Origin of the sequence: Streptomyces sp. NPDC001828 (assembly GCF_042892175.1) — a bacterium.
Taxonomy (GTDB): Bacteria; Actinomycetota; Actinomycetes; order Streptomycetales; family Streptomycetaceae; genus Streptomyces.
Map to the genome: position 1 here is coordinate 218,791 of NZ_JBIATV010000012.1, position 22,688 is coordinate 241,478.

Below are 22,688 nucleotides of genomic sequence, written 5' to 3' on the forward strand. Positions count from 1 at the left end.
ACTGACCATTCCCGGGGGCCTCTACTGTGGTCCCATGACGCAGACGTTGCTCGACCAGGCCCTGGTCGAGGAGGCCACGAAGAAGTCCGGGCTCATCTGGGTGCGCGGCACCGGGGGGAGCGCCGAGCGCGCCCTGTGGCACGCCTGGCTCGACGGGGCCGCGTACGTCGTCGGGGGCGGTCCGGGCGAGCAGCCCCTCGACGGTCTGCCGGACGGCGGCACGGCGACGGTGACGGTCCGGTCCAAGGACAAGGGAGGCCGGCTCGTCGCCTGGGCGGCGAGCGTGTCCGAGATCGCGGCCGGCTCCGAGGCGTGGGACGCGGCGGTGGCCGAGCTGAAGGGCAAGCGTCTGAACGCGCCGGACGGCGAGGCGATGCCGGCGCGGTGGGCCGCGGAGTGCCGCCTCCTGCGGCTGGCGCCGCTCGGCCCGCTGGAAGCGGCCCCGGAGGGTTCCCTGGCCGCCGCGCCGGTGGCCTCCCCGGCCACGACCCGGCACGCGGTGCCGGCCGCGCTGCCCCGGCTGCTCCTGAAGCGCAAGCGGCGCTGAAGCCGGGGTTCGCGCGCGGGTCCGGGCGCCCTCCGCGGCGGGCCTCGCCGCGAAGAGGCCGTCAGGTCGTCGGGAGCTGGTGGCCGTAGTCCACCGTCGCGTCCTTCGACGGCGGCGCGAGTGCGAAGTCCTTGTTCCAGTCCGCGAGTTCGAGGACTCCGGCGCCGCCCGCGCGCTCGAAGCGCAGCGGATAGGGCGTGCCCTGGAGGGAGACGTCAAGGGTGCCGCCCTCGCCGTCCTTGCCCGCCTCGATCCGGACCGTACGGACGTTGCCGACCTCCGAGCGGTCCCCCTTGGACAGCGCGCCCTGGAGCCCCAGCATCCCCTTGAGCAGGACGGACTTGTCGGTGAAGCCGCGCAGTTGCTGGTAGGCGGGGTCACCGGACGGCACCTTGACGTACTTGTCGTCGAGCTTGCCCGCGGCCTGGGCCGCGCCGCCCGACTCGCTGTGCGACCAGAACCCGGCGCCCGCCTTGAGGAACAGGTCGTCGCCCACCCGCAGCAGCCCGAACGTGCTCTTCTGCGAGGTGACCGTGCCCGACCCGCCGCTGCCCTTCAGCTTCATGTCGAGCTTGTACGAGCCGCCCTTGCTGACCAGCGTCCCCGACAGGCGCACCGCGTCGGCCCCGTCGGCCGCCGTGCGCGCCTTGCTCTCGATCTCGGGGGCGGACAGCTTGCCGACGCCGTTGGTCCCCTCGTCGGGATCCGAGCCGCACGCGGTGAGCGTCGCGGCGAGGCCCGCGCACAGCGCGACGGGCAGCGCGGCCCGGCGGGCCCGGACCCGTACCCGTACGGACAAGGGGGATGAGGTCACCTGCGCACTGCCTCTCACATGGATGTAGGGGGTCGGCAGACCGCACCCTACCCGCAGTGCATACGCTGCTCGGCAGAGCTCCGGACGGGCGACCCGCAAGGGCGTACCGGGCCGCCACCGGCTAGCCTGGAGCCCTTGTCCCGCAGCGATCGCGGTGGTGCGGAGCAACCCTGAACAGTAAGGAGGCGCTCGTATGGCGGCAGGCGCCCCCCGGGTCTTCGTATCGCATCTCTCCGGCGTCGCCGTCTTCGACCCCAACGGCGACCAGGTCGGCCGGGTGCGCGACCTCGTGGCGATGCTCCGGGTCGGCCGCAGGCCTCCCCGGCTGCTCGGCATCGTCGTCGAAGTCGCGAGCCGGCGCCTCATCTTCCTGCCCATGACCCGGGTCACCGGAGTGGAATCGGGCCAGGTCATCACCACCGGCGTGGTCAATCTGCGGCGCTTCGAGCAGCGGCCCACCGAGCGTCTGGTGCTCGGCGAACTCCTGGACCGCCGGGTCACCCTGGTCGAGGACGGCGAGCAGGTGACCGTCCTGGACGTGGCGATCCAGCAGCTCCCGGCCCGCCGTGACTGGGAGATCGACAAGGTCTTCGTGCGGCGCGGCAAGTCGGGCGCGCTGCGCCGCAAGGGCGAGACGCTGACCGTCGAGTGGTCGGCCGTCAGCGGCTTCTCCCTGGAGGAGCACGGGCAGGGCGCCGAGAACCTGGTCGCCACCTTCGAGCAGCTGCGCCCCGCCGACCTCGCCAACGTCATGCACCACCTGTCCCCCAAGCGCCGGGCCGAGGTGGCCGCCGCCCTCGACGACGACCGGCTCGCGGACGTCCTGGAGGAGCTGCCGGACGACGACCAGGTGGAGATCCTCGGCAAGCTGAAGGACGAGCGGGCCGCCGACGTCCTGGAGGCGATGGACCCGGACGACGCCGCCGACCTGCTCTCGGAGCTGCCCGAGGAGGACAAGGAGCGCCTCCTCACCCTGATGCAGCCCGATGACGCGGCGGACGTGCGAAGGCTGCTCTCGTACGAGGAGCGCACGGCGGGCGGTCTGATGACCACCGAGCCGATCGTGCTGCGGCCCGACGCCACGGTCGCCGACGCGCTGGCCCGGGTGCGCCAGCAGGACCTCTCGCCCGCGCTGGCCGCGCAGGTGTACGTCTGCCGGCCGCCCGACGAGACGCCGACCGGCAAGTACCTCGGCATGGTCCACTTCCAGCGGCTGCTGCGCGAGCCGCCGTTCACGCTGGTCAGCTCGGTCGTGGACAGCGATCTGAAGCCGCTGCCGCCGAACGCCTCGCTGCCCTCGGTGACCAGCTTCCTCGCCGCGTACAACATGGTGGCCGCGCCCGTGGTGGACGAGAGCGGCTCGCTGCTCGGCGCCGTGACCGTCGACGACGTGCTCGACCACCTGCTGCCGGACGACTGGCGCGAGACGGAGTTCCACGGGCCTGAGGGGGTTCCCGATGGGCGGCACTGACCGGTCGGAGGAGCGCACCCGGGCGGGCGGCGCGAGCGCCGTGGCCCGTGGCCGCGCCCGGCTCGACCAGCCGCGCTCGGGACGCGTGCGGCTGCTGCCGGAGTGGGACCCGGAGGCGTTCGGACGGTTCAGCGAGCGGATCGCGCGGTTCCTGGGCACCGGACGGTTCATCGTCTGGATGACCCTGATCATCATCCTGTGGGTCGCCTGGAACATCTTCGCGCCGAGCAGTCTGCGCTTCGACAACTACCCGTTCATCTTCCTCACGCTGGCCCTCTCGCTCCAGGCCTCGTACGCAGCCCCGCTGATCCTGCTCGCGCAGAACCGGCAGGACGACCGCGACCGGGTCACCCACGAGCAGGACCGCAAGCAGAACGAGCGGTCCATCGCCGACACCGAGTACCTCACCCGGGAGATCGCCGCGCTGCGGATGGGCCTCGGCGAGGTGGCCACGCGCGACTGGATCCGCTCCGAACTCCAGGACCTGGTCAAGGAGATGGAGGAGCGGCGGCACCTATTCCCGCCGGAGCGGGCGTACGGACGTGACGAAGGCGACCGCTGACAGGGCTTTCCGTACTGTGCGGTAAGCGCCGTACCATCGACCGTATGGCTACGGAAGACGCGGTGCTTGAGGCACTGGCGACGGTGAACGACCCCGAGATCCACCGACCCATCACTGAACTCGGCATGGTCAAATCGGTGCAGATCGGCGAGGACGGGGCAGTGGCCGTCACGGTGTATCTGACCGTCTCCGGCTGCCCGATGCGCGAAACCATCACGAAGAACGTGACGGAGGCGGTCGAGCGGGTCGAGGGCGTCAGCCGCGTCGACGTGACCCTCGACGTGATGAGCGACGAACAGCGCAAGGACCTCGCGACCTCGCTGCGCGGCGGCACGGCCGAGCGCGAGGTGCCCTTCGCCCAGCCCGGCTCGCTGACCCGCGTGTACGCGGTCGCCTCCGGCAAGGGCGGCGTCGGCAAGTCCTCGGTCACGGTCAACCTGGCGGCCGCGATGGCGGCGGACGGCCTGAAGGTCGGCGTCGTGGACGCCGACATCTACGGCCACTCGGTGCCGCGCATGCTGGGCGCCGACGGCAAGCCCACCCAGGTCGAGAACATGATCATGCCGCCGTCCGCGAACGGCGTGAAGGTCATCTCCATCGGCATGTTCACGCCGGGCAACGCCCCGGTCGTGTGGCGCGGCCCGATGCTGCACCGCGCGCTCCAGCAGTTCCTCGCGGACGTGTACTGGGGCGACCTGGACGTCCTCCTGCTCGACCTGCCGCCGGGCACCGGCGACATCGCGATCTCGGTGGCCCAGCTGGTCCCGAACGCCGAGATCCTCGTGGTGACCACCCCGCAGCAGGCCGCCGCCGAGGTCGCCGAGCGGGCCGGTTCCATCGCCGTGCAGACCCACCAGAAGATCGTCGGCGTCGTCGAGAACATGGCGGGCCTGCCCTGCCCGCACTGCGACGAGATGGTCGACGTGTTCGGCACCGGTGGCGGCCAGAAGGTCGCCGACGGCCTGACCAGGACGACCGGCACCAACGTGCCGGTGCTCGGCTCCATCCCGATCGACGTCCGGCTGCGCGAAGGCGGCGACGACGGCCGTCCCGTCGTCCTGTCCAACCCGGACTCCCCGGCCGGCGCCGCGCTGCGCGCCATCGCGGGCAAGCTGGGCGGCCGCGCCCGCGGCCTGTCGGGCATGTCCCTGGGGATCACCCCGCGCAACAAGTTCTAGCCGTGCGGCCGGCGGCGTCGCACGACGCCCCGGCCCCACGCGCGGCGCTCCCCCGCTACGCCGGGACGGACAGCGCCGCGAGGTACTCGGCCAGCGCCTCCTTCGTACGCGCCAGGGGGAAGCGGGCGCCCAGTTGTCCGTCCGGCCGGACGATGAAGCCGGTCGGGCCCTGGGGACGGTAGATCCGCGCGAACTCCCCCGCCGCGTCCAGGTATCCGGGCACCGGCAGGTGCACGAGCGACGCCAGATCGGCCGGGCTCGGCAGCGGGGAGCGGGCCGTGGGGGCGTCGGGCTCCAGGGACTCGATCCCCTGGGCGACGACCGCCACGGCCCGCAGCCCCTGCCGGGGAGCCGTCCCGATGGCGCGGGCGCCTTCGAGTTCGGCGGCGGCCTGGGCGACGGCCGGGTCGGCCGGGTCGGTCAGGTAGAGGAGCACGGCGTGCCCCGGGCAGCCGCGCAGGACGTCCAGCAGCCGCATCCGGTAGGTGATCAGCGGCGCGGCGAGCCCGTTGCAGTCCGGGGCCCGGTCGCCCGGCTGGGGCGCGTCGGCCGGGCCGTACGGGGCCGTGGCGAGCGGGCCTTCGCGGTAGTCGATCAGCAGCTGGGCCTCGCGGAGCATCAGCGTCCTCGGGTCGTCGGGGTCGGCCTGGACGCCCTGGGCCGCGTGCCGCACGGTCCGGCCCACCACCTCCTCACCCACCGGACGGCGCTCGGCGTCGTAGCTGGTGAGCAGGGCGGATCCGGCCGAGCCCCGCAGCACGAGGGCGAGCTTCCAGGCCAGGTTGCAGGCGTCCTGGATGCCGGTGTTCATGCCCTGGGCGCCGGTGGGCGGATGGATGTGCGCGGCGTCCCCCGCGACGAAGACGCGCCCCTCGCCGTAGCGGTCGACGATCCGGTGGCTGATGCGGAACACCGAGGACCAGCGCATACGGGACAGAGCGGTCGGGGCGGGGGCGAGGCGGTCCACCACGGCCTGGATCTGGGACAGCTCCGGGAGGCGCTCGCCGCCCAGGCCGTGGGCCACGCCGTCCGATGCCGCTCCGTCGCCGGTGGCCCGCGCGGTGCCGTCCTCCGCCGGACGTTCGGTGAGTTCGGGCGGGGCCAGCATGGACACGCGGTACCGGTTCGCGCCGGGCAGCGGCACACAGACCAGCAGGTCGTCGACCGTGCCGTCGTCCGCGCGGTGGGTGGACCGCACGCTGTAGCCGGTCGGCAGGTCCCAGTCGGCCTCGACGTCGGCCAGCATGTAACTCGTCGGGAAGGCCCCTCCCTCGAAGGAGAGCCCGAGCCCCTTGCGGACCGCGCTGTGCGCGCCGTCGCAGCCGACGAGACAGCCGGTCCTGACCTCCTCCTGGCCACCCGACGCGGTGCGCAGGAGCGCGGTCACCCCGTCCGCGTCCTGACGGAAGGACAGCAGTTCCGTCCCGCGCTCGATGGCCGTGCCCAGACCCGCGAGGTACTCCTCCAGGAGGCGTTCGGTCTCGTACTGCGGCAGCGCGGCGAACCCGTACGGCACCTCGGGCGGCAGTTCGAGATCCATCCTCGGCTGCTCGACGCCGTTGACGTAGGTCAGCTGTCCGTGGATCGGCACGGCCGCCTCCAGGACGTTGCGGGCCAGGCCCATCCGGTCCCAGAGCTCCAGGGTGCGGGGCTGGATGCCGACCGCCTTCGCGTACGGAAGCCGGGCCGGCAGCCGGTCGACGAGCCGGATGCGCACTCCGTGCCGGGCGAGCTCGGCGGCCGCGCTCAGGCCCACCGGGCCGGCGCCCACGATCAAGACCTCGGTGCTGGGACTGTGCGCCACGGATGCCTCCCGGTCTCCGCCCCCGGCCCCCGTTCCCCTTCCAGTGTGGCCCTGCGCGGCCCGGGCGGCGAGGCAACGGGAACCGTCTCGGTGCGGCCCGCACGAGGCCGACCTATCCTGCTGATGGGGGAGGGCTGGGGACCGGAACCTGGCAGGCACCCGCCGCCGACGCGAGCGGATCCAGGGGCTCCGGTCCGGTGCACGACCAGTGCGCCACTCCCCCGAGGCCACCTGGATGTCCCTATGGATACCGACCCGCTGGCACCCGCCGCCCCCGCCCGCCGCCCGGCCGACGACCCCCGTCGACCGTCCCGGATCCGGACCACCCGGAGCACCCGGCCCCGCCCCTGGGCCGCCCTGCTGGTCGCCTCCGTGCTGCCGCTGGCACTCGCCGCGCCCGCGATCGGCGCTCCGGCCGGCGCGCAGCGCACGGGCGCGGTGCGCGCCGCGCCCGACCCGCAAAGCCTGACGCCGGATCTGATCGCGATGATGCAGCGGACGCGCATCCCCGGTGCGATCGTCTCCGTCAGCACCCCCGGCGCGGGCACCTGGACCGCGGCCCTGGGCACCGGCGACCTCACGACCGGGGCGCCCGTCAGGACCGACCAGCACATGCGGGTCGGCAGCATCACCAAGACGTTCACGGCGACGGTGGTCCTGCAACTGGTCCAGGAGGGCAAGCTGTCGCTCGACTCCCCGCTGGCGGACTTCCGCCCGGACGTTCCGAACGCCGGGCACATCACCGTCCGCCAGCTGCTCCAGATGACCAGCGGCCTCTACAACTACTCCGAGGACCCCGGCTTCAACCGGCGGCTCGACGAGCGGCCCGAGAGCCGGTGGAGCCCGCAGGACCTCCTGGACGTGGCCTTCCAGCACCCCGCGTACTTCCCGCCGGGCAAGGGCTGGCACTACTCCAACACGAACTACGTGCTGCTCGGACTCATCGCCGAGCACCTCACCGGGCAGCCCCTTGAGCAGCTGTTCAAGGAGCGCGTCTTCGACAGGGTCGGCATGGGCCACACCAGCCTGGACAGCGACGCCACCGTGCCGGATCCGCAGGCCGAGGGCTACGAGTTCATCAGCAACGTCGGCAGCCTGACGGCCCCGGTGCTGACCGGCAAGGACGCCGCCTGGGCGGACTGGAAGGCCGGCAACCCGTACGAGGTCACACACGTCAACGCCTCGTGGGCCTGGGCGGCGGGCGCCGCCGTCTCCACCGTCGACGACCTGCGGCGCTGGGCCCCGGCGCTGGCCGAAGGCACCCTCCTGAACCCCCAACTGCAGCGGGAGCGGCTGCACTTCATCCCCACCTCGCCGCAGCCGGGCAGGCCGACGTACGGGCTCGGCGTCGCCGACGTCGACGGGTTCATCGGGCACGACGGCCAGATCCCCGGCTACAACAGCTTCGTGGGGTACGACCCCGGGCGCCGCGCGACCGTCGTGGTGCTCGTCAACCTCAACCAGTCCCCGGACGGAACGGCACCGGCCGACCAGCTGACCAAGTTCCTCATCGCCAAGCTCTTCCCGGCCTCCTAGACGGTGCGCCGACGCGTCGGCCATGGACGCGCGCAGTCAGCGGTAAGGGGCACCTCGCAATAGCGAGGCGCCCCTTACGGGTACCGCCGTGAGCTCACCGCGTACTCACTCGTACGAGGCGATGTCCTTGATCACCGAGAAGCCGAGCCCGTAGGCGCTCAGGCCGCGCCCGTACGCGCCCAGGTGAACCCCGCTCCGCGCCGAGCCGGCCAGGACCCAGCCGAACTCGGACTCGCGGTAGTGGAACTCGGTCGGCTCGCCGTCCACGGGGAGCGAGAGCGTCGACCAGTCGGGGCCCGCCAGGTCGTCGGCGAGTTCCCAGGCCGTCTCGGTCTGCTGGTCCAGCCAGTCGCCGCGCAGCACGTGGTCCATCTGCGCGGGCCAGGTGAAGGAGAGCAGCCCCGAGCCCGCCAGCCAGGCCGCCGAGGAGACCGAGGTGGCCTCCAGGACGCCGGTGCCGTCGCCGCTGCGGCGCACCGGGTTCGCGGGGATGCTCACGACCACCGCGAACCGCTCGCGCTCGGCCGCGCTCCCCGCCGCCTCGGGCCGTATCGTCGGCTCGTCGCCGTGCCCGACCGAACCGTGCTGGACCGTGCCGTCGGCGGCGAGCGCCACCTGCATCAGCCAGCGCGGCCCGGTGAACGCCTCGTCGAGTCCGTACCAGGGGAAGGGCGCGCGCAGATAGCCGTCGACCGTTCGCCGGGCCCCCGGCACTCCCTCCGGTGTGGCCTTGGCACCCTCGGGCCCCCCTTGAGGGGACTGCCCCGCTACCCGGCTTGTCGTCTCCATCTGCCCGGCCGCCTCCTAGATCAGTAGCGTCCGGCGCGGCCCGCCCCCCTCGGGCGTCCTGGCATCCGGACAGATGGAGGATAGCCACCTCGGCAGGGCTCGCCGGAAAAGCCCATGTCGGGTTGGCGTGTATCAGCGGGTATCGGCGCCTGTCAGGTGGCGTCGGCGTCGAAGGGCGGGCGCTCGCCCGGGTCCAGCTTCTCGCGCTTCTTGAGCATGTCGGGGGTGCCCGAACCGTTCACCGAACCGTTGGCGGCGGTCGTGACGGGGGCCGACTCGCGGCCGTGCACGGCGTCCGCGACCTCTTCCATGTCCTTGCGCAGGTCGAAGCTGTTGCGGATCTCCTTCAAGCCCAGGTCGTCGTTGTCCATGAGCTGCTTGCGGACGAAGTTCTTGGGGTTGAGGTCCTCGAACTCGAAGTCCTTGAACTCGGGACCCAGCTCGGCCCTGATGTCCTGCTTGGCGCTCTCGGAGAAGCTCCGCACCTTGCGGATGATGTTCGACAGGTCCTGGATCAGCTTGGGGAGCTTGTCCGGGCCGAAGATGAGCACGGCGAGGACCACGAGTGTGACCAGCTCCATGGGCCCGATGTCGTTGAACACCCGCTGCTCCTCGTGTTCTCAGTGCTCGCGATCTCGGCGCTTGGTTCTCAGCCCCGCGTCCGGTCATGGACCGCTCCACGGTACCCGGCGGAACTGTCGCCGCGGTACCCACGGGGTGACCTTTGGGCATCGGTACGGGGCCGGCGGGACGCCCGGGCGCGGCCCGGGCCCGTCCCGGGGGTCTCAGGAGGAGGAGCCGAGCGTCAGAGTGAGCTCCTGTTCCCTGCCGTCCCGTGTGAACGTGAGGCGGAGCTGGTCGCCGGGGCGGTGCGCGCGGATCTTCACTATCAACTCCTCGCCGCCGTGCACCCGCTGGCCGTCCACCTTGGTGATCACGTCCTGCGGCCGGAGGCCCGCCTTGGCGCCGGGGCCGTCCGCGGTGACGGACGGCTTGCCGTCGGTCGCCTTGTCGGCCACGCGCGCGCCGTCGCCGGTGAACTTCATGTCGAGCGTGACGCCGATCACCGGGTGCGTGGCCCGGCCGGAGTTGATCAGCTCCTCGGCGACCCGCTTGGCCTGGTTGATCGGTATGGCGAAGCCGAGCCCGATCGAGCCGGCCTGACCGCCACCGCCGTCCGCGCCGCCGTTGCCGGCCGACCTGATCGCGCTGTTGATCCCGATCACGCGGGCCTTCGAGTCGACGAGGGGGCCGCCGGAGTTCCCCGGGTTGATCGGGGCGTCGGTCTGGAGCGCGTCGACATAGCTGACGTCGCTGCCGTCGCCGTCCTCGCCGCCCGCCGTGATCGGGCGCTCCTTGGCGCTGATGATGCCGGACGTCACCGTGTTGGAGAGGTCGAAGGGCGCCCCGATGGCCACCACGGGGTCGCCGACCAGGACGTTGTCGGAGTTGCCGAGCGCGAGCGGCTTCATCCCCGATACGCCGCTGACCTTGACGACCGCGAGGTCGTACCCGGTGTCGCGGCCGACCACCTGGGCGGCCACGCTCTCGCCGCCGCTGAAGGTGACCGAGATCTTGCCGGAGTCGCCGGCGGCCTTCACCACGTGGTTGTTGGTCAGGATGTGCCCGGCGTTGTCGAGGACGAAGCCGGTGCCGGTGCCGGACTCGGCGGCGCCGGTGACATGGATGGTGACCACGCTCGGCAGCGCGCTCGCGGCGATCCCGGCCACGCTGTCCGGCGCCCTGCCCTGCGGCTCCTTGCCGGACTGCGGCAGCTTGACGCTGGTGATGCCGCCGTTGCGCTCCACGTACGCGCCCACACCGCCGCCGATCCCTCCGGCGACCAGAGCGAGCAACACGGCCCCGACGAGGAGCGCCCCGCGCCGACGCTTCCTGGGCTCCGGCTCCCCGAGCCTGCTGAACGGCTCCCCGGGCGCCGCCCAGGGGTCGTACTGAAGCCACTGCGAGACGGGAGGCGTGGGAGGCCCGGGAGGCGCCGGGGGCGCGGCGTACGGGGCCTGGGGCGCCGGTGCCTGGCCGTTGGCGTACGGGGCCTGCTGCTGCGGCAGCGCGGTACCGGCAGGCGGCGTCGGCACCGGACGCTGCACGGGCGGCGCGGGCGACCACGGCCCGGGCCCGCCGTACGGCGGGGTGCCGTAGGGGTCGGGGGCGTGCAGCGGCTGACGAGGAGCCGGGGCCACGGGGCCGCCGCCCTCGACGGGGGTGACCTGCGGTGCGGAGTCGCGGACGGGATCGACAGCGGTGATCTGCGGTGCGGGGTCATGGACCGGATCGGCGGGGCCGCCCGGGACGGCCTGCGGCTCGGGGGCGTGGGCCGGCTCTACGGGGGCCGCCTGCTGTGCGGGAGCGCCGGCCTGGACGTCCGGCCGTTCGGGCTCGCTCACCGGGGCGGCCTGGGCATCCTGCGGCTCGGGGTCGTGCACGGGCTCGCTCGCCGGACCGGGCGGTATGCCCTCCGCCTCGCGCCCCGGATCTGACGGAGTGTCAGCACCGGTCGCTGGGGCGACTGGCCGCCCCTCGGTGGGGTGGGTGGGCTCGGCCGCCTCGGCCGTTCCGGTCGCCTGGGGCGCCCCGGTCGGCGGGGCCAAGTCGTAGGTGTCGGCCGGGGGTTCGATGGCGCGGGGGCGGCCCGACTGCGGACGGCTCCACCACTTCGGCTTCGGCCCGGTGGGCTGCTCGTTCATGCTCTCCCCGCAACTGGCTTCCCTGCGTGCTCCGACGAGCACCCCTCCCCGGGATTCAACCAGGTCGCCCGGGGTGACGGCAGGGCGCGGTCAGCGCCGGGCGGCGAGCGGGAGCCCGGGGGCGATCGGAGCCGCGAGCTGCTGCGGCGCCGCCGGTGTCGCGGAGGGCGCGGCGGTGAGCACCCGGGTCGTCAGGTCCGTCGTGGTGAGCGGCAGCGTCGCCACCGCGGGCCGTATCAACGGCGGCAGGGACGAGCCGTTCAGCCGGGCCGCCGGGAACGCGCCGCCGAGCGGCTGGACCGGACCGGTCTGCGCGGGCATCGCGTTCAGGGTGCGCGGTCCCGGCGCGGCGGGGGCCGTGGACTGGGCCGACATCGCCGCGAGGAACCCGGCCGCCGCGCCACCGCGACGCCGCTCCTCGGCCGAACTGCCGCTCGGGGCAGGGCTGTTGGACCGCATCGGCACGACATTGCTGCCGCTGCCCGCGGCGCGGGCCCCGGACGCCGAGCCCAGCGGCAGGGTGCCGCCGAGCGCGATCGCCGCCAGGGACACGGCACTCGCCGCCGCGAACGCGAACCGGCGGCCGCGCCAGGCCGAGCCCGGGCGGTCCTGCTCGGACCTGCCCACCTCGTGGATGCGGAAGCCGCCGCTCAGCCCGTCGGGCAGAACCGCCGCGTGGGAGCCGACCGGAACGTAGCCGAAACCGCCCGGGCGGGAGACGCGCGGGTCCCCGGGGTCACCGGCCGTGGGGCTCAGCACCCCGGATCCTCCGAAGAACCCGTCGACTCGGCGTCCCCCGCCGAACGGTCCCCCGGAGCCGTCGTCGTCACCTCCGGTGCCGACCGGCCCGCCGGGCAGGCCCTGCAGCCGGGCGAGGAAGCCCTCGGACGGCGGCGGCGGGGCCGCCTGGGCGAAGACGTTCTTCAGGTTGCGCTGGGCGTCGGCCTCCGCCTTGCACTTGGCGCAGGTCGCCAGATGGGACAGGACACGTTCGCGGGCATCGTGGTTCAGCTCGCCGTCGACCAGGGCCGCGAGCCGGTCCCCGAGGTGCTGTTCCGCCGGGGTGGGACTCGAACCACTCACGCCATCCCCTCTCCGGCCACCCCGAGAGCTCCCGGCGCCACTCCCGCCAGCGCGCGCTGCTGCTCGGCGCGGGCTTCGGGCGAACGGTGCTGAAGGGCCTTGCGCAGGTGGGAGCGGCCGCGGTGGATACGGCTGCGGACGGTGCCGAGCTTCACCCCGAGGGTGGCGGCGATCTCCTCGTAGGAGAGACCCTCGATGTCACAGAGGACCACGGCCGCGCGGAACTCGGGCGCGAGGGTGTCGAGCGCCTGCTGGACGTCGGCGTCGAAGTGGGCGTCGTTGAAGACCTGTTGGGGGTTGGGCTCGCGGCTGGGCAGCCGCTCCGCCGCGTCGTCGCCGAGCGCGTCGAAGCGGATGCGCTGACGGCGGCGGACCATGTCCAGGAAGAGGTTGGTCGTGATGCGGTGCAGCCAGCCCTCGAACGTGCCCGGCGTGTACGTCGACAGGGAGCGGAAGACACGGACGAAGACCTCTTGCGTCAGGTCCTCGGCGTCGTGCTGGTTTCCCGTCAGACGGTAGGCGAGGCGGTAGACCCGGCCGCTGTGCGTGCTGACGATCTCCTCCCACGTAGGGGGAGTCCACGCCTGGGAATCCGCGTCGGCGAAGGTCGCGGTAGTTGCGGAGCTGGTAGCGCGGGAACGGTCAGCAATGTTGGTCACGGATTTCGGCTCACCCGCCGACCTGAGAAAGCGCCGCAGCACTCCTCCCCGATCCACAGGCGCAGCCGCACCTCCCCTGTCGGCTCTGGTGGTGTCCAGTGGAGCCCCTACCATAGCCACCTCGCCCGTTAGCTCCGGATAAGAATCTTTACGTGCATTTGGGACCGGCTTCCGGCCCTCTCCCCTGAACCCGTCCATGCGCTCCCCCGCTGTTCCCCTGCCCCCATAACGCGCGGTCCCATCTGCGAGTTCCCGACGCCAGCGGATACAGTCACCGTTGCGCCAACCAAGGGGACAGGAGAGGGCCATTACCGCCAACCGGCAGACGAGCTGGGCGTTCGCGGACGCCTTTGTCGCCGAGGACGACGCGCTGCGCTGGGCCCGTGACCGGTCCCGGGACGCGGGCCTGCGTTCGGTGTCCCCGGGGACAGGCGCCGCGCTGCGGCTGCTCGCTGCCACGGCGGACGCGAAGGCGGTCGCGGAGATCGGCACCGGCACCGGCGTCTCCGGCATCTACCTGCTGCAGGGGCTGCGACCGGACGGCGTGCTGACCACCGTCGACCCGGAGCCGGACCGCCAGCAGTTCGCCAAGCAGGCGTTCCGCGCGGCGGGCTTCGCCGCCAACCGGGCCCGGTTCATTCCCGGGCGCGCCCTGGACGTACTGCCCCGGCTCGCGGACGGCGGGTACGACCTGGTGTTCTGCGACGGCGACCCGTTGGAGTCGCTCGACGTGCTCGCTGAATCGTTGCGCCTGCTGCGGCCCGGCGGAATCGTCTGCTTCGAGGGCGTCTTCGCGGACGGCCGCACCGTCGATTCGGCGGCCCAGCCGGCCGAGGTGCTGCGGCTGCGCGAACTGCTGCGCGCGGTGCGCGAGAGCACCGAACTCGTGGCCTCGCTGCTGCCGGTCGGCGACGGGCTGCTCTGCGCGGTCCGCCGCGGCTGACCCGCCCGGCCCGCCCCCCACACACGACACCGCCCCGGTTCGGCACACATTCTCATGTGTGCCGAACCGGGGCGGTGAAGAGTCTGGGTCGTACCGCTAACTCAGCCGACGACCTTCTTCAGGGCGTCGCCGAGGGCATCGGCCTCGTCCGGAGTCAGCTCGACGACAAGCCGACCGCCGCCTTCGAGCGGAACGCGCATGACAATGCCCCGCCCCTCCTTGGTCACCTCGAGCGGGCCGTCGCCCGTCCGCGGCTTCATGGCCGCCATGCTCGTTCCCCTTCCTGAAACCAGCTCATCGTCAGCCGACGGCCCCCGGGATTGGGTACGCGTCACGGCATCGAACACATTGCTTCCAGGTCATTATCCCGCATGGCAGGACCCGATGACCAACATCGGTCCGCATCGCTTGGGCAACGCGCTCTATCAAAACCACCCAATTCGGCGATCCGCCTGCGATACTTCGCCGCCGCCGGTTCCCGACGGTAGCCGGATTGTTAGACGCAGGTCACATGCCCAGCGCTCGTGATCTCCGCCATGCTGAGCGGATACGACGACCGAGAAGCATCCGCGACGGAGGGGATCCCACCATGGCCGACACCGTGCTGTACGAGGTGAGCGACGGGCTCGCGACGATCACGATCAACCGGCCCGAGGCCATGAACGCCATGAACACCGAGGCCAAGGTCGCGCTCCGCGAGGCCGTCCGGGCCGCCGCCGCGGACCCGGCGGTGCGGGCCGTGCTGCTGACCGCGACCGGCCGGGCGTTCTGCGTCGGGCAGGACCTCAAGGAGCACGTGGCCTCGCTGACGGCGGACCGCGAGGCGGGCACCGGGCAGACCATGAGCACCGTGCGCGAGCACTACAACCCGATCCTGACGGCGCTCACCGAGATGCCGAAGCCCGTGGTGGCCGGCGTCAACGGCGTTGCGGCGGGCGCCGGGCTCGGCTTCGCGCTGGCCGCGGACTACCGGGTGGTCGCGGACACGGCGGCCTTCAACACCTCGTTCGCCGGGGTGGCCCTGACCGCCGACTCGGGCGTCTCGTGGACCCTGCCCCGCCTGATCGGCCAGTCCCGCGCCGCCGATCTGCTGCTGTTCCCGCGCTCCATCTCCGCGTCGGAGGCGTACGAGATCGGCCTGGTCAACAAGGTCGTACCGGCCGCCGAGCTGGCCGAAGCCGCCCTCGCGGTGGCCCGCACCCTGGCCGAGGGCCCGACCGTGGCGTACGGCGCCCTGAAGGCGTCCCTGGCCTTCGGCGCGGGGCACACCCTGGCCCAGACGCTGCAGAAGGAGGACGAACTCCAGGCGAAGGCGGGCGCGTCCGAGGACCACGCCATCGCGGTGGCCGCCTTCCTCGCCAAGGAGAAGCCGAAGTACGTCGGGCGCTGAGCCCGGTCCGCCGCCGGGGCGGTGCTCAGGCGCCGCCCCGCGCCACGCAGTCCGCGAGGTGGTCGTCGACCAGACCGCAGGCCTGCATCAGGGCGTACGCCGTCGTCGGGCCGATGAAGCGCAGGCCGCGCTTCTTGAGGGCCTTGGACAGGGCCGTCGACTCGTCGGTGACGGCGGGGACCTCGGCGAGGGTGCGGGGGGCCGGACGGGTGGCCGGGTCCGGCGCGTAGGACCAGATGAGGTCGTCGAGCTCGCCGGGCGACCAGCCGGCGAGGGCCTGCGCGTTGGCGACCGTCGCCTCGATCTTGAGACGGTTGCGGATGATGCCCGCGTCGCCGAGCAGGCGCTCCTTGTCGGCGTCGGTGAACTCCGCCACCGCCGCGATCCTGAAACCGGCGAAGGCCCGCCGGAAGCCCTCCCGGCGGCGCAGGATCGTGATCCAGGAGAGACCCGACTGGAAGGCCTCCAGGCAGAGCCGCTCGTACAGCGCGTCGTCGCCGTGCACCGGGCGGCCCCACTCGGTGTCGTGGTAGGCCACGTAGTCCTCGGTGGACAGGCCCCAGGGGCAGCGCAGGCGCCCGTCGGGGCCGGGGATCGCGTCGCTCATCGCCGGGGCTCCTCGTCGGTCGGCCCGGCCCGGTGAGGGGGCGTCACCGGGCCCTGCTCGGAACCGGAGAAGACGTCCTCATCGGAACCGGAGGAGGCGTCCTGGCGGGTGTCGGGGAAGGCGTCGTCACGGGTGTCGGGCGCGGCCGGTCCGGGCTGTGCGGAGGCCGGCGGTCCGGCCGGTGCGCGTCGCTCGCGGGCGGCCGGGCCCGCCGCCGACTGGAGCTCCGCGATCCGCGCGTCCCGCTCGGCGAGCTCCGCGCCGAGGCGGCTCAGCACGTCGTCGACGTCCGCCATCCGGTAGCCCCGCAGCACCACCGGGATGCGCAGCGCCTCCACGTCGGCCCGGGCCACGGGGCGGTGCTCGGGCAGCGGATCCACCAGGTGCTCCGGCTCGGCGTCCGACAGCACCGCCGCCTCGTCACCGCCGCCGCCCACCACGGCGAGGGTCACCGCGGTGACCACGACGACCATCGCGATCAGCAAGAACCAGAACACGAGCGAGCCTTCCCGACGCCGGAAACTGTCGGGTCCGATCGTGCCATGCGGCACTGACAGTTAGGGTCGCAGGCGGACAACGGCCCGGACCACAGCAAAGGACTACGGGGATGCACAGCGGAACGGACCGCGGCACGCTGCGGCTTGGCCGGCGCGAATTCACCGCGTACGAACCGGTGATCATGGCCATCGTGAACCGGACCCCCGACTCCTTCTACGACCAGGGCGCGACCTTCCTGGACGAGCCCGCGCTCGCCCGCGTGGAGCAGGCCGTGGCCGAGGGCGCGGCCATCATCGACATCGGCGGGGTCAAGGCGGGCCCCGGCGAGGAGGTCACCGCCGAGGAGGAGGCGCGGCGCACGGTCGGGTTCGTGGCCGAGGTCCGCCGGCGCTTCCCCGAGGTCGTCATCAGCGTGGACACCTGGCGGCACGACGTGGCCGCGGCGGTCTGCGAGGCGGGCGCGGACGTCCTGAACGACGCGTGGGGCGGCTTCGATCCGAAGCTCGCCGAGGTCGCGGCGCGTTACGGGGCCGGGCTCGTCTGCACCCACGCGGGCGAGGTGGAGCCGCGCACCAGGCCGCACCGGATCGCGTACGAGGACGTGATGGCGGACATCCTGCGGGTCACGGTCGGCCTGGCCGAGCGGGCCGTCGAGCTGGGGGTGCGGCCGGACGGGATCATGATCGATCCGGGCCACGACTTCGGGAAGAACACCCGGCACAGCCTGGAGGCGACGCGGCGCCTGGAGGAGATGACCGACACGGGATGGCCGGTCCTGGTCTCCCTCTCCAACAAGGACTTCGTGGGCGAGACGCTGGACCGTCCGGTGAAGGAACGGGTGATCGGGACGCTCGCGACGACGGCGGTGTCCGCCTGGCTGGGCGCCCGCGTGTACCGCGTCCACGAGGTGGCGGAGACCCGCCAGGTCCTGGACATGGTGGCCTCCATCGCGGGCCACCGTCCCCCGGCGGTGGCCCGCCGGGGGCTCGCCTAGGGCGCGTTCAGCGCCCGGTCTCCTTGGTGACCAGGGCGACCGCCTCGTCCACGTCGTCGGTGACGTGGAAGAGCAGGAGGTCGCCCTCGGAGGCCTTGCCCTGGCCGACCACCGTGTTGCGCAGCCAGTCCACGAGGCCGCCCCAGTACTCCGTGCCGAACAGGACGATCGGGAACCGGGTGACCTTGCGGGTCTGCACCAGGGTCAGCGCCTCGAACAGCTCGTCCAGGGTGCCGAGTCCGCCCGGCAGCACCACGAAGCCCTGGGCGTACTTGACGAACATGGTCTTGCGCACGAAGAAGTAGCGGAAGTTGATCCCGATGTCGACGTGCGGGTTGAGCCCCTGCTCGAAGGGGAGCTCGATGCCGAGGCCGACGGAGATCCCGTTGCCCTCCCGCGCTCCCCTGTTGGCGGCCTCCATCGCGCCCGGTCCGCCGCCGGTGATCACGGCGAAGCCCGCGTCGACCAGGGCCCGGCCGATCCGTACGCCGGCCTCGTAGTCGGGCGAGCCGGCCGGGGTGCGGGCCGAGCCGAACACGCTGATGGCGCTGGGCAGTTCGGCCAGCGCGCCGAAGCCCTCGACGAACTCGGACTGGATGCGCATGACCCGCCAGGGGTCGGTGTGCACCCACTGGGAGTCGCCCTCGGAGTCGAGGAGGCGCTGATCGGTGGTGCCGGCCTGGACCTGGTCGCGGCGGCGCAGCACCGGTCCGAGCCGCTGTTCGAGCCGCTGCTCCGCCGGAAACGGGCTTCCCTCGGGGTTGGCCATGCCGTGCTCCCTCCGCTGACGATGTTGCGCGTGCTCAGCCAGGGTAGGTCGGCGAACATGACGAATGGCGGAATTGCGGCAGGCCACACCGCTACCGACGGCTTGAAAGAAGGACCCGCCCCGGCGTGCGGCGGGTCCTCGGGAGCGGATCCGGGGCGCGGCGGGTCCTCGTAAGCGGATCCGGGGCGCGGCGGGCCCTCGTAAGCGGGTCCGGGGCGCGGCGGCCCCGGGAGCGTGGCTCAGTCGGTCAGCCAGGCCCGCAGCCGCTGCTCGCACCGGGTGATCCGCTCGACGACGACGTGCTCGTCCCGCTTGTGGGCCAGGAGCGCGTCGCCCGGCCCGTAGTTGACTGCGGGGATGCCGAGGTCGCCGAAGCGCGCGACGTCGGTCCAGCCGAACTTGGGCCGTGCGGTGCCGCCGACCGCCGCCATGAACGCGGCCGCCGCCGGATGCGAGAGGCCGGGCAGCGCGGCTCCGGAGTGGTCGTCGACGACGAACTCGGCGATGTCGCAGTCCGCGAAGACCTCGCGGACGTGGGCGAGCGCCTGCTCGCCGCTGAGGTCGGGCGCGTACCGGTAGTTGACGACGACCGTGCAGGCGTCCGGGATCACGTTGCCGGCCACGCCCCCTTCGATCCGCACCGCGTTGAGGCCCTCGTGGTACTCCAGGCCGTCGATCACCGGGCGGCGCGGCTCGTAGGCGGCCAGCTTCGCGAGGATGGGGGCGGCCTTGTGGATGGCGTTGGAGCCCATCCAGCTGCGGGCGGAGTGGGCGCGCTCGCCGCTGGTCCTCAGGAGCACCCGCAGGGTGCCCTGGCAGCCGCCCTCGACCTCGGTGTCGGAGGGTTCGAGCAGCACCGCGAAGTCTCCGGCCAGCCACTCGGGGCGGGCCTCGGCGATCTTGCCGAGGCCGTTGAGGTGGGCGGCGACCTCCTCGTTGTCGTAGAACACGAAGGTCAGGTCCCGGTTGGGCTCGGTCACCGTCTGCGCGATGCGCAGCTGCACCGCCACGCCCGACTTCATGTCGCTCGTCCCGCAGCCCCACAGCACGCCGTCCTCGTCGAGGCGGGAGGGCACGTTGTCGGCGATCGGCACGGTGTCGATGTGCCCGGCCAGGATGATCCGTTCGGCCCGGCCCAGGTTCGTGCGCGCCACGACGTTGTTGCCGTGCCGGTCGACGGTGAGGTGCGCCAGCTTGCGCAGCTCCCGCTCGATGGCGTCGGCCAGCGACTTCTCGTCGCCGCTGACGGAGGCGAAATCGACGAGGCGGGCGGTCAGCGTGGGCGCGTCCGCGGTGAGATCCAGGGTGGTTTGGGCCATGCGTCCGACCCTAACTCCACGGCCGGGGGTCCCTTCGCGCTCCAGTACGGTGGGCACCGTGTCCGAGCCCAGCGCCCTCGCGCGCCCCTCCCGACGCGGCCGCCTCCTGCGTTTCGGGGCGGCCGTGGCCGTGCTGCTCGCGCTCGCCGGCTACCTGGTGGTGCAGTACGTGAGCGGGGGGCCCGGCGCGCCCAGATGCGTGGCGGGGTCGGGCGGCGGGCAGGGCGGCACGTTCGAGATGAGCCCCGAGCAGGCCCAGAACGCGGCGACGATCACGGCCGTCGGCCTCGCCCAGGGAATGCCGGAGCGGGCCGTGACCATCGCTCTGGCGACCGCCCTCCAGGAGTCGGGCCTGCGCAACCTGAACCACGGCGACCGCGACTCGCTCGGCCTCTTCCAGCAGCGGCCCTCGATGGGCTGGGGCAGCGCCGAGCAGATCATGGACCCGGTGTACTCGGCGGGGAAGTTCTACAAGCACCTCGCCGAAGTGCCCGGCTACTCACGGCTTCCGCTGACCGTGGCCGCGCAGAAGGTGCAGCGCAGCGGCTTCCCGCAGGCGTACGCGAAGCACGAGCCGGACGCGACGGTGCTCACGGCGGCGCTGACCGGCCGCGAGTCGGCCTCGCTGACCTGCACGGTGGCCAAGAGCGTGCGGCCGGGCGACCCCGCACGGGTGCGGGACGACCTGACGAAGGCCTTCGGCGAGGGCGTGGTGCCGGCCCGGCAGCCGGCCGGGGCGGGCAAGGACGTGACCGTGCCCGTGCGGGTCACCGAGAGCGCGGCCGCCTCCGGCACCGGCGTCGAGCAGCGCGGCTGGGCCCTGGCGCACTGGGCGGTGGCCCAGGCGGAGGCGCTGCACGTCGCGCGGGTCACCTACGCGGGCCGCACCTGGAGCGCGGACGACTCGGACCGGGGCTGGACCGCCGCCTCGGCCGACGCCTCCGCGTCCCCCGGTCCCGGGACCGCCGTGGGCGCCCCCTCCGACGGCACGCAAGAGGTCCGGATCACCCTCGCGTCCTAGATCGGCCCCGCATCACACCCCGGTCACCCGTTCGGCGAGGCACTCGACCGAAGGATCGGCGCGTCCCCGGTTCGGGGTTTCGCACCCGCGTCCGGACCCCGTCGGGGAGAACCGTCAATTCCCTTATGAACAAAGGGATCTGACGGATCATCAGGAGTCAGTTCCGTGCTTCATTTGCCCGTTTTTATCCAGAGTAGATAATGCGACGCATTGGAAACTCTTTACCCGGGCCCGCCGAACCCCTCCTCCCCCCACGGCGGTTGTCACTGCGTCCGAACGCCGGACAGCGACACATTTCCAACCCGTCTGAAGGAGCATCATGTCCCTCCCCCTGACCCGTCGGATCGCCCGCGCCGCGCTGCTCATCGCGGCAGGTGCAGCGCCCGTGGTCGGTGCGGCCGGCTCCGCAAGCGCCGTGGAAGTCCCCCAGGTCGCCCCGAACCTCAGCGGCCTGACCCAGATGGACCCCAGCTCGGTCAGCAACGCCGTGGACGGGGTGGCCCAGAAGACCACCGGCATGGCCGGCAGCACCGGCGCCGACGCCGTCAAGAAGGCCGTGCCGGCCGCGGGCAAGACGGTCGGCCAGACCGGCAAGGTGGCGACCCCGGCCGCGCAGAAGGCGGCCGGCGACGCGGCGGGCAGCGCGGGCGACATCCTCGGCTCGGCCGCCAAGACCGCCACCCAGAGCGGCCTGCCGGGCGGCAACCTGCCCACCCAGGGCGTGCCGAGCACCGACCAGCTCCCCCTGAAGGGCCTGCCCCTCGGCGGCTGACCGGGACGCGGGTGATGCGAAGGGGCCCGGGGAGTACGCACTCCCCGGGCCCCTTCGCGTGACGTGGCCGTCCGCTACCGCGTGAGGCGCTTCACGGCCGCCTCGACGCGCTCGTCGGTCGCCGTGAACGCGACCCGCACGAACCGCTCGCCGGCCTCGCCGTAGAAGTCGCCGGGCGCCACCAGGATGCCGAGCTCGGCGAGGTGGGCCACCGTCTCCCAGCAGCCCTGGTCGCGGGTCGCCCACAGGTACAGGCTGGCCTCGCTGTGCTCGATGCGGAAGCCGTGCCCCTCCAGGGCCTCGCGCAGCGCCGCGCGCCGCGCCGCGTACCGCGCGCGCTGCTCCCGCACGTGGGCGTCGTCGCCCAGGGCCGCGACGGTGGCCGCCTGCACGGGCGCGGCGGTCATCATGCCGCCGTGCTTGCGGATCTGGAGCAGCTCGCCGAGCACGTCGGCGTCACCGGCGATGAACGCGGCCCGGTAGCCCGCCAGGTTGGAGCGCTTGGAGAGCGAGTGGACGGCCACGATGCCCTCGTAGCCACCGCCGCACACGTCCGGGTGCAGCACCGAGACGGGCTCGGCCTCCCAGCCCAGCTCCAGGTAGCACTCGTCGGAGAAGACGAGGACGCCGTGCTCGCGGGCCCACGCCACGATGCGGACGAGCTCGTCCTTGGCCAGCACCCGGCCGGTCGGGTTGGACGGCGAGTTGAGCCAGATCAGCTTCAGGCGGGCGGGGTCGAGTTCGGTCGGGTCGTCGTAGACGACCGCCTCCGCGCCGCACAGCCGCGCGCCGACCTCGTACGTCGGGTACGCGAGCCGCGGGTAGGCGACCTGGTCGCCCGCGCCGAGCCCGAGCTGGGTCGGCAGCCAGGCCACCAGTTCCTTGGAGCCGACCACCGGCAGGATGTTGGTGTGCTCGACCGAGCGCGCTCCCAGGCGCTTCTCCAGCCATCCCTTGATCGCGTCCCGCAGCGCGGGGGTGCCCCACACCGTGGGATAGCCCGGCGAGTCCGCCGCCCCGGCCAGGGCCTCCTGGACGAGCGCGGGGACCGGGTCGACGGGCGTGCCGACGGAGAGGTCCACGATGCCGTCCGGGTGGGCCGCGGCCGTCGCCTTGTACGGCTCCAGCTTGTCCCAGGGGAAGACGGGAAGGCGTGAGGAGACTGCGCTCACGGAAGGTGCTCACTTTCTCGTACGTACGGTGCTGTGCGACGGCCGCGCCGGGAAA

23 protein-coding genes are annotated in these 22,688 nt (G+C 72.9%); 10 read left to right on the forward strand and 13 right to left on the reverse strand.

Annotation, left to right across the window (positions count from 1 at the left end):
- The first annotated feature begins 34 nt into the window (after window positions 1–34).
- Complete coding sequence (locus ACFYZA_RS29780; protein ID WP_388493713.1) at window positions 35–547, forward strand: hypothetical protein; 513 nt, start codon at window positions 35–37, stop codon at window positions 545–547.
- 61 nt (window positions 548–608) lie between these two features.
- On the opposite strand, the gene ACFYZA_RS29785 is transcribed toward ACFYZA_RS29780, so the two are convergent.
- Window positions 609–1,361: a hypothetical protein gene (locus ACFYZA_RS29785; RefSeq protein WP_388493714.1), complete on the reverse strand. Its 753-nt coding sequence runs from the start codon at window positions 1,359–1,361 to the stop codon at window positions 609–611.
- A 193-nt stretch (window positions 1,362–1,554) separates the two neighbouring features.
- Between ACFYZA_RS29785 and ACFYZA_RS29790 the strand changes: the two genes are divergently transcribed.
- Genes ACFYZA_RS29790 through ACFYZA_RS29800 form a run of 3 tightly spaced genes read left to right on the forward strand, consistent with a single transcriptional unit; the run spans window position 1,555 to window position 4,572 of the window.
- The gene (locus ACFYZA_RS29790; protein WP_382598529.1) at window positions 1,555–2,832 is read left to right on the forward strand and encodes a magnesium transporter MgtE N-terminal domain-containing protein; all 1,278 of its coding nucleotides are present in this window, start codon (window positions 1,555–1,557) and stop codon (window positions 2,830–2,832) included.
- A complete protein-coding gene (locus ACFYZA_RS29795; RefSeq protein WP_382598527.1) occupies window positions 2,819–3,394 on the forward strand; it encodes a DUF1003 domain-containing protein in 576 nt (191 codons plus the stop codon). The genes ACFYZA_RS29790 and ACFYZA_RS29795 overlap by 14 nt, the downstream gene beginning before the upstream one ends.
- Window positions 3,395–3,438: 44 nt before the next feature.
- Entirely contained in the window at window positions 3,439–4,572 is a 1,134-nt protein-coding gene (locus tag ACFYZA_RS29800) for an Mrp/NBP35 family ATP-binding protein (RefSeq protein ID WP_382598525.1), read from the forward strand.
- 55 nt (window positions 4,573–4,627) lie between these two features.
- On the opposite strand, the gene ACFYZA_RS29805 is transcribed toward ACFYZA_RS29800, so the two are convergent.
- Entirely contained in the window at window positions 4,628–6,376 is a 1,749-nt protein-coding gene (locus tag ACFYZA_RS29805) for an FAD-dependent monooxygenase (protein WP_388493717.1), read from the reverse strand.
- A gap of 243 nt (window positions 6,377–6,619) precedes the next feature.
- Between ACFYZA_RS29805 and ACFYZA_RS29810 the strand changes: the two genes are divergently transcribed.
- Window positions 6,620–7,912 carry a serine hydrolase domain-containing protein gene (locus ACFYZA_RS29810; RefSeq protein ID WP_388493719.1) on the forward strand — a complete coding sequence of 431 codons (1,293 nt, stop codon included), beginning with the start codon at window positions 6,620–6,622 and terminating at the stop codon, window positions 7,910–7,912.
- Between the two features lie 105 nt (window positions 7,913–8,017).
- Here the strand turns inward: ACFYZA_RS29810 and ACFYZA_RS29815 are convergent, their stop codons facing one another.
- From ACFYZA_RS29815 to sigE, 5 genes are all read right to left on the reverse strand, one after another.
- Window positions 8,018–8,701: a hypothetical protein gene (locus tag ACFYZA_RS29815; RefSeq protein WP_382598519.1), complete on the reverse strand. Its 684-nt coding sequence runs from the start codon at window positions 8,699–8,701 to the stop codon at window positions 8,018–8,020.
- A gap of 152 nt (window positions 8,702–8,853) precedes the next feature.
- Window positions 8,854–9,303, reverse strand: coding sequence for a sec-independent translocase (locus ACFYZA_RS29820; protein WP_382598517.1), 450 nt, complete (start codon window positions 9,301–9,303; stop codon window positions 8,854–8,856).
- 183 nt (window positions 9,304–9,486) lie between these two features.
- Window positions 9,487–11,406 carry a trypsin-like peptidase domain-containing protein gene (locus ACFYZA_RS29825; protein ID WP_388493722.1) on the reverse strand — a complete coding sequence of 640 codons (1,920 nt, stop codon included), beginning with the start codon at window positions 11,404–11,406 and terminating at the stop codon, window positions 9,487–9,489.
- Window positions 11,407–11,496: 90 nt separating this feature from the next.
- Window positions 11,497–12,489, reverse strand: coding sequence for an anti-sigma factor family protein (locus ACFYZA_RS29830; protein WP_388493724.1), 993 nt, complete (start codon window positions 12,487–12,489; stop codon window positions 11,497–11,499).
- Complete coding sequence (gene sigE, locus ACFYZA_RS29835; RefSeq protein ID WP_382598511.1) at window positions 12,486–13,262, reverse strand: RNA polymerase sigma factor SigE; 777 nt, start codon at window positions 13,260–13,262, stop codon at window positions 12,486–12,488. Before sigE ends, ACFYZA_RS29830 begins: the two co-directional genes overlap by 4 nt.
- A 163-nt stretch (window positions 13,263–13,425) precedes the next feature.
- Here sigE and ACFYZA_RS29840 point away from each other — a divergent pair, with 163 nt between their 5' ends.
- Window positions 13,426–14,091 carry an O-methyltransferase gene (locus ACFYZA_RS29840; RefSeq protein ID WP_382598509.1) on the forward strand — a complete coding sequence of 222 codons (666 nt, stop codon included), beginning with the start codon at window positions 13,426–13,428 and terminating at the stop codon, window positions 14,089–14,091.
- A gap of 101 nt (window positions 14,092–14,192) precedes the next feature.
- Here ACFYZA_RS29840 and ACFYZA_RS29845 read toward each other — a convergent pair whose 3' ends face one another.
- A complete protein-coding gene (locus ACFYZA_RS29845; RefSeq protein WP_003966491.1) occupies window positions 14,193–14,360 on the reverse strand; it encodes a DUF3117 domain-containing protein in 168 nt (55 codons plus the stop codon).
- Window positions 14,361–14,680: 320 nt separating this feature from the next.
- On the opposite strand from ACFYZA_RS29845, the gene ACFYZA_RS29850 reads away from it, so the two are divergent.
- Window positions 14,681–15,481: an enoyl-CoA hydratase/isomerase family protein gene (locus ACFYZA_RS29850; protein ID WP_382595510.1), complete on the forward strand. Its 801-nt coding sequence runs from the start codon at window positions 14,681–14,683 to the stop codon at window positions 15,479–15,481.
- Between the two features lie 25 nt (window positions 15,482–15,506).
- Here the strand turns inward: ACFYZA_RS29850 and ACFYZA_RS29855 are convergent, their stop codons facing one another.
- Both ACFYZA_RS29855 and ACFYZA_RS29860 read right to left on the reverse strand, forming a co-directional pair.
- On the reverse strand, window positions 15,507–16,088 hold the full coding sequence (locus tag ACFYZA_RS29855; protein WP_388493727.1) for a DNA-3-methyladenine glycosylase I: 582 nt from the start codon (window positions 16,086–16,088) through the stop codon (window positions 15,507–15,509).
- Window positions 16,085–16,585 carry a cell division protein DivIVA gene (locus ACFYZA_RS29860; RefSeq protein ID WP_388493729.1) on the reverse strand — a complete coding sequence of 167 codons (501 nt, stop codon included), beginning with the start codon at window positions 16,583–16,585 and terminating at the stop codon, window positions 16,085–16,087. The genes ACFYZA_RS29855 and ACFYZA_RS29860 overlap by 4 nt, the downstream gene beginning before the upstream one ends.
- Window positions 16,586–16,695: 110 nt before the next feature.
- Between ACFYZA_RS29860 and folP the strand changes: the two genes are divergently transcribed.
- Complete coding sequence (gene folP, locus ACFYZA_RS29865) at window positions 16,696–17,580, forward strand: dihydropteroate synthase (RefSeq protein ID WP_388493732.1); 885 nt, start codon at window positions 16,696–16,698, stop codon at window positions 17,578–17,580.
- Window positions 17,581–17,587: 7 nt separating this feature from the next.
- Here the strand turns inward: folP and ACFYZA_RS29870 are convergent, their stop codons facing one another.
- Together ACFYZA_RS29870 and dapE are read right to left on the reverse strand one after the other, a co-directional pair.
- On the reverse strand, window positions 17,588–18,349 hold the full coding sequence (locus tag ACFYZA_RS29870; RefSeq protein WP_161251564.1) for a TIGR00730 family Rossman fold protein: 762 nt from the start codon (window positions 18,347–18,349) through the stop codon (window positions 17,588–17,590).
- Between the two features lie 239 nt (window positions 18,350–18,588).
- Window positions 18,589–19,668: a succinyl-diaminopimelate desuccinylase gene (dapE, locus tag ACFYZA_RS29875; RefSeq protein WP_382595498.1), complete on the reverse strand. Its 1,080-nt coding sequence runs from the start codon at window positions 19,666–19,668 to the stop codon at window positions 18,589–18,591.
- 49 nt (window positions 19,669–19,717) lie between these two features.
- Here dapE and ACFYZA_RS29880 point away from each other — a divergent pair, with 49 nt between their 5' ends.
- Both ACFYZA_RS29880 and ACFYZA_RS29885 read left to right on the forward strand, forming a co-directional pair.
- Complete coding sequence (locus ACFYZA_RS29880; RefSeq protein ID WP_382595496.1) at window positions 19,718–20,689, forward strand: hypothetical protein; 972 nt, start codon at window positions 19,718–19,720, stop codon at window positions 20,687–20,689.
- Window positions 20,690–21,008: 319 nt separating this feature from the next.
- Complete coding sequence (locus ACFYZA_RS29885; RefSeq protein ID WP_382595493.1) at window positions 21,009–21,461, forward strand: ATP-binding protein; 453 nt, start codon at window positions 21,009–21,011, stop codon at window positions 21,459–21,461.
- A 74-nt stretch (window positions 21,462–21,535) separates the two neighbouring features.
- On the opposite strand, the gene dapC is transcribed toward ACFYZA_RS29885, so the two are convergent.
- Window positions 21,536–22,633, reverse strand: a complete 1,098-nt coding sequence (gene dapC / locus ACFYZA_RS29890) for a succinyldiaminopimelate transaminase (RefSeq protein ID WP_388493736.1) — start codon at window positions 22,631–22,633, stop codon at window positions 21,536–21,538.
- Between the last annotated feature and the right edge of the window lie 55 nt (window positions 22,634–22,688).